Genomic DNA, 6,201 nt, shown 5'->3' with positions numbered 1-6,201 from the left:
GTCCGGGCATTCTGTACAAACAGGTCAAAAATTTCCGGATCAAAGTGGCTGCCAACCTCGGCTCTCATCGCTCTCAAACTGGAGTCAACGGGATAGGGTTCCTTGTAGGGGCGCTTTGAGGTGAGTGCGTCAAAGACATCGGTTACGGCAAATATCCGGGCATTAAGCGGGATCTGGTCTGCCTTGAGCCTGTCCGGGTAGCCCTCTCCGTTATAGCGCTCATGGTGATGCAGCACCACATCATGGGCATCTGACAACCAGCTGTAGGCCCTGATGATCTCACTGCCATGCAGCACATGGGTCTTGATGATCTCATATTCATCGTCGTCAAGTCCGCCTGGTTTCAGTAGGATGGTGTCGCTGATCGCTATCTTGCCGATGTCGTGCAGAAACGCCCCTTTTATCAGGCTGCGAAGACTGTCGTCAGGCAGCCCCAATGCTTTTCCCAGATGGATCGAGTAGATGCAGACCCGGTAATTATGGGCGCAGGTGTCGCTGTCCCGTTTTGCAATGGCGCTTCCCAGCACCTCCAGCATGCCGATGTTTGCATTCAATAAGCTGGAGGAAACCTGTTCCAGCGCTCTGTTTTTGTCCTGCAGATCTGTAAGCAGCCGCTCAAGTCGTTGCTGTTTGGCGTCGATATTGACGATCAGCATGCCGAAAGACTCTGCAAGGTTTACGATTTCCGGAGGATATACACCCTCTTTGGTCAGCTCAAAGATGGTTTCAACATTGGTCGTGTTCCCCTGTGAGACCTCATTCAAGATTCTGGTCAGTTGTTGGAAAAGTCTGTTGTTCTGGAGTGTGATCATTTTAAGCCATCTCCGTCAGCTCTTTGTTGTCCTGAGTATGGCGGTAAACATCGCTTCCTGATCAGTCTGCGAAACTGAGATTACCATTTCTACCCCAAACAGCTTACCACAGACATTGCGTACCGTCTGCAGGCTGGTAGTGCCGATCAGGCTACTGCTGCCAGCCTGGAAGTAGTCCCTGATCCCGGCTCTGAGTGGTTCCGGGTCCGCCATGAAATCGCAAATACTTTGGCCCAGCAGTTCTTCTTTGCTAAGTCCAAAGAGTTGCTCAGCTTTTTGGTTGGCAATGACGATCTTGCCATCAGGCAGAAAGGTGATAATAGGTGACTGGGCAATCTCAATAAAATTGCGGTAGCGTTCATCCGATTCAGCCCGCTGCAGAGTTCTTCGCTCAAGTTCAGCCATCAGCTCGTTAAAAGAGGCCACCAGATGACCGATCTCGTCATTACCCGTTTGCTTAATTCGTTGAGTGTAGTTGCCGCTGCTGGCCACACCTTCAATCCCCTTTGCAACGGTGGCTACCGGTTTTAGAATCGCGCGGTGAATGACCCAGCCGGTAAACACCAGCAGTAATAGCAGGATGACGGATTCTATCACCAGGCCGTGAAACAGGTTGCTATCGATGGAACGGTACAGTTCCCGCATCGGAACAGAGACAGAGATGGCACCGATTACTTCACCAACCTGATAGTTGTAAGAAGGATGCCCCTTGGGGAAACGTTCCTGTACAAAGCGGGGCGCAGATTCAAAGCTGCCGTGGCAGGTCAGACAGGACTTCTCGGCGGTCATCGGCAGCAGGTAACGCAGGGCTTCCTTGCCCTCACTGCCAACGACCCTGAAGCTCTCTTGTGGCGTGGCGGCAGTCGTGATCCGAGCCAGCTCAGAAGCCTCATACTGATCGGGCTTGTTTTCCGGGTTGCGATTGCGCAGGGAAATCTGACGGACGTAGTAGGGGGAGCCTTCGGTGATTCGCACCGCTATTCGACTTGCCGCTACTTGAGGCACCAGGGCGAAGTTATGTGCAGCCTCTCCCCGTTCGGCGCGGGAGAGATAGTCCCGGGTCTCGATAATCTGGCGGGCAATAATGCGTGCTTTTTCTACTGCCTGCTGCTGAATCAGGTTCAGTTCATGCTGGTAGGAGTTCCATCCCAGTGCCATGAACAGGGCTATCAGCAACACAGAAATAATTAATGTCAGTTTGGTGGTGATGCGCATGGGTTGCCTCGCGGGGGTGAACGCTGTTAATTTTATCAGTATAGCCTGAATAACCGGATTGACAAGCAGGGGTAAGCCGATAAACCAGCTAAAACTTGAACCGCTCTGCTGAATCAGGTATCGTGCGAAAATACATAGCAGTTTTTGTGTTACTAGAGGGGTTTGAAAGGTTGTCAGCATGTATCAGGAACAGAGCAAAACAAGTCGGCGGGCATCCAGTCGAAGTGGAAAAGGTTTTTTATCCACCCTGCTGTTGATTGCGGTTACCCTGGTGGTGGTGTCACTGCTGGGGTTGGGGGGGTATGTGGCTTTTTTGATGGCCAAGCTCCCCAAGGTTGACCGGCTGACTGATTATAAACCGCCGATTGTCTCACAGGTGTTTGGCGATGATGGAACGCTGGTGGGGGAATTCTACCTTGAGCGCCGATTGGTTGTGCCGGTTACCAAGATGCCCCGCAAGCTGATCCAGGCTTTTGTTGCTGCTGAAGATGCCAGTTTTTACTCACATAAGGGGATAGATTATTTCGGTGTAGTTCGTGCTGCCTTCAAGAACATCATCTCCATGCGTAAGAAGGAGGGGGCATCCACCATTACCCAGCAGGTTACCAAGACCATGCTGTTGACCCCGGAGAAGAAGCTTTCCCGCAAGATCAAGGAAGCGATCCTGGCCAAGCGGATGGAGGAAAAGTTGACCAAGGATGAGATTTTGTATCTCTACCTGAATCAGATTTACCTGGGGGCTGGTTCCTACGGCGTGGAGGCGGCTGCAGAGACCTACTTTGGAAAGCGTGTTGAACAGCTTAATCTGGCAGAGATGGCGATACTGGCTGGCCTGCCCAAGGCACCCAATGCCTACTCACCGATTAAACATCTGGATCGGGCCAAGGAACGGCAGGCCTATGTACTGGATAGAATGGTGGCTGAGGGCTTTGTTACCCAGGCCGAGGCGGATCATGCCCGTAAAACCGCGTTGACTATTTTGCCTGGTCGTCGGGTGATGAATGACCGTGTTGCCTATTTTCTTGAACAGATGCGGATATATCTTGAGGAAAAGTATGGAGAAGACCAGCTCTATAAGGGTGGTTTGAAGATCTATACCACTATGAATGCCAATATGCAGGGGGCTGCCTATGAAGCGGTCAGGGCTGGTCTGAAGGCGGTTGACAAGCGTCAGGGGTTCAGGGGAGCTGCTAAATATCTGAAACAGGATGAAATTGCACAGTTCTGTGAAAAAGCTGAAGAAACCATCGATTCTGCTGCCTTGAAAGCCGGTGAGACCTATAGCGGGGTGGTGACGGCGGTTGATCCGGTCAAAGGGGTGGCAACGGTGCGGGTGGGGGATCGCTTTGGTACACTTGATCGGAAAGGAATGGGCTGGGCCGGTAAATTGGCGTTGGTGAACAGTTACGGCAAGCCGGGAAAGTCAGCTAAATCATTGGGGCTGGGTGCGGTTATCGATCTTCAGGTGATTACACCTGATCAGAACAATCAGGGGGCGGTCTTTGCCCTTGATCAGATGCCCGAGGTTCAGGGTGCCCTGGTTTCGATTGACCCGCGTACCGGCGGTGTCAAGGCGATGATCGGTGGTTACGATTTCCGTAAGAGCCAGTTTAACCGGGCTGTGCAGGCCAAGCGAAATGCCGGTTCTGCCTTTAAGCCGATTATCTATGCTGCTGCGTTGGAAAAAGGGTTTACCGCTGCCACGGTGATTGATGATTCGCCGGTGGAATATCCGGCTGGCCTGGGCAAAACCTGGTCACCCAAAAACTATGACAACAACTATCGCGGACCGGTCACCATGCGGGAGGCTTTGACCAACTCCATCAATGTGGTCAGCGTTAAGATTCTTGAAAAAATCGGTGTGGATCATGCCGTTGCGTTTGCCAAGCGGCTGGGCTTTACCTCAAAGATTGAACCGAACCTGTCGCTGGCATTGGGGGCTGCAAGTGTGTCGCCCCTGGAGCTTACTTCGGCCTACACCGCTTTTGCCAACAAAGGGGTCTATCAGCAGCCGTACTATATTAGTAAAGTCACTGACAGCAACGGCCAGATTTTGGAAGAACATTATCAGCCACTTCCGCCAGAGCCGCCTGCCCCTGTTTCTGCAGATTCGGATATCGTTACCCAGCCGGTACCTGTCTCTACATCAACCAAGCCTGCGGCTGCGCTGCCATCGGCAGGCAGTTCACCGGTCCTTCGTGCAACCCAGGCAACATCCGCAGATGTCGCCTATCTGATTACCAGTCTGATGGAGTCTGTTGTGCAGAGTGGAACCGGTCACCGTGCGGCTGCGATCAAGCGTCCGGTAGCTGGCAAGACCGGTACCACCAATGAGATGAAAGATGCCTGGTTTGTGGGGTATGTGCCGCAATTGGTAACTGGAGTCTGGGTTGGCTTTGATAATCAGGCCCGTTCTCTGGGGGCTGGCGGTTCCGGCGGTCAGGCCGCCGCTCCGATCTGGGCAGACTACATGATGAAGGCGGTTGCCGGCCTGCCGGTGCAGGGGTTTGAAGCACCGGAGAATGTCTCGGTGGTGCGGGTTAACCCGAAGAACGGCAAACTTGCCCGTGGGACTGAAGGCTCAGCAGAGTCATTTGTGAAAGGTACGGAGCCGTCTGCTTACGAGGGGGACTGAGCAGAAGCGGTATCAACGGTTTTTTGTTCTTCTGAAGCGATGCGGGTGATTTCCTCGGCCACACCGGCCTTACGGGAGATTACCCGTTTTACTTTTTCCCAATCAACCTTGGCATCAAGTTTCTGGGCGTGGATCAGTGCCTTGGCCTCAGATTCTAATCCCTTTGTCTTGCCATAGATATCTCTATGGGCCTCAAGTAGAATTTTCCCGTCGTCAGTCACCGCAAGCTTGACCGGCTTGTAAATGATCTCGCCCGGGGTATTCGTCTTTACCAGTTTAAAAAGTTCCTCCATCCGTTGCGGGAATACCCGGATACAGCCGTGACTTGCGTAGGTGTAGATTGACCAGGGCTTGGTGGTGCTGTGGATCAGGATGCCCGGCAACGAGGTCTTCATTGCGTACTTGCCAAGAGGGTTGTTTGGCCCCGGCGGGATACTGGTGATGATCTCCTTTCCTTCAAGTCGCATCTCTTCCATGATTGAAGGGGGGACGGTCCAGGTAGGATCTTTGGCTTTGTTGACGATCTTGAATTTTCCTGTGGGGGTTTGCCAGACAAACTGTTTGGTTTTGGTTGGTGTGCCTAAAGCAACTGCTGTAGAAAAAGTCAGGTTGCCCTGTTGGTAAAGGTAGAGCATCCGATCAGGTATATTAATGACAATACCGTCACGAAGGCGGTGGGCAGGAATGATTCTCTGGTTGTTATAGCGGAGTAATCTCCCCGGTTTGAGCGAGTCTTGCTGCTTGAGTCCGTTCATCACCGCAAGTTGTGTTCGGCTGACTCCCAGCTTGGCGGCAACCATCCGCAGGGTGTCTCCTTTCAGAACGGTATAGGTTCCGGCGGTACCAACCAGGCGGCCAGAGTCAAATGATTCCTGCTGCTCGGCATCAGGCGTTTGAGATGCTGTCAGCGGGAGGCGGGTGTTTGAAATCGGTTTTTGTACTAACGGTGCAGGATCTATTGGCGCGGTAACGGCAGCAGGGTCTTTTTCCTGGGCGTTGTCAGCTGGTGGGCGAGGGGGGGCAGGTGTGGCATCAGGCAGCAGGCGCTGTTGGATCAAGGCAACCTTTTGTGCAGCAAGTTGGTAGTAGCGATCAGCACTTTTCTGGTCGCGAAGTTGATAGTACATATCTGCTGTGGCCAGTGTGGCATCAAGGCTACGCATCTCGTCAGGCAGTTTACCGGCGATTCCATTCTGGCGAAACTTTTCAAACGAAGCCAGGGTATCACTGCGCTGGTCAGCAAAGGCGGCACTGATACCTGTTAGGTAGCAAAAAGAAGCACAGATAAAAAGTTTTGAATAATAATGCATAATGAGAATCCTGTTTCTGTGATGAAAAATGATCAGACCGGAAACTGCTATACACTAAGATCCGATATTCATGCAAACAGATTTCAGCTAGTTAGGGCTAATTAATTTTTTTTTGAAAAAAAACGTTGACGAAGAAAGAAGGCGTGTGTATAAACGGGATTCCTTGCAGCGCAGAACACCAGCCGCTGAGGAAATTTGGTCTTTGAAAACCGAATATCAAGTGTTGTGA

Annotated in this window: 4 protein-coding genes; 1 reads left to right on the top strand and 3 read right to left on the bottom strand. The window is 52.1% G+C overall.

Features of this window, described 5'->3' with window-relative positions; genetic code table 11:
- Both OEL57_RS13155 and OEL57_RS13150 read right to left on the bottom strand, forming a co-directional pair.
- Nucleotides 1–812: HD-GYP domain-containing protein (locus OEL57_RS13155; protein WP_300741031.1), on the bottom strand; the 812-nt coding region annotated here is incomplete at its 3' end.
- A gap of 15 nt (nucleotides 813–827) precedes the next feature.
- Nucleotides 828–2,027: a c-type heme family protein gene (locus OEL57_RS13150; protein WP_300741030.1), complete on the bottom strand. Its 1,200-nt coding sequence runs from the start codon at nucleotides 2,025–2,027 to the stop codon at nucleotides 828–830.
- 178 nt (nucleotides 2,028–2,205) lie between these two features.
- Here OEL57_RS13150 and OEL57_RS13145 point away from each other — a divergent pair, with 178 nt between their 5' ends.
- A complete protein-coding gene (locus OEL57_RS13145; protein ID WP_300741028.1) occupies nucleotides 2,206–4,662 on the top strand; it encodes a penicillin-binding protein 1A in 2,457 nt (818 codons plus the stop codon).
- Here the strand turns inward: OEL57_RS13145 and OEL57_RS13140 are convergent.
- Nucleotides 4,647–5,972: a L,D-transpeptidase family protein gene (locus OEL57_RS13140; protein WP_300741026.1), complete on the bottom strand. Its 1,326-nt coding sequence runs from the start codon at nucleotides 5,970–5,972 to the stop codon at nucleotides 4,647–4,649. The two genes, OEL57_RS13145 and OEL57_RS13140, sit on opposite strands and share 16 nt — an antisense overlap.
- Nucleotides 5,973–6,201 lie beyond the last annotated feature (229 nt).

Origin of the sequence: Trichlorobacter sp. (assembly GCF_030247655.1) — a bacterium.
Taxonomy (GTDB): Bacteria; Desulfobacterota; Desulfuromonadia; order Geobacterales; family Pseudopelobacteraceae; genus Trichlorobacter.
The sequence above is the reverse complement of the archived record's forward strand: the minus strand, read 5'-3'. Positions and strand labels throughout refer to the sequence as shown.

Coding starts and splice junctions, on each gene's coding strand:
- OEL57_RS13140 (WP_300741026.1), bottom strand. CDS start 5,972: ATGCATTATTATTCAAAACTTTTTATCTGTGCTTCTTTTTGCTACCTA.
- OEL57_RS13145 (WP_300741028.1), top strand. CDS start 2,206: ATGTATCAGGAACAGAGCAAAACAAGTCGGCGGGCATCCAGTCGAAGT.
- OEL57_RS13150 (WP_300741030.1), bottom strand. CDS start 2,027: ATGCGCATCACCACCAAACTGACATTAATTATTTCTGTGTTGCTGATA.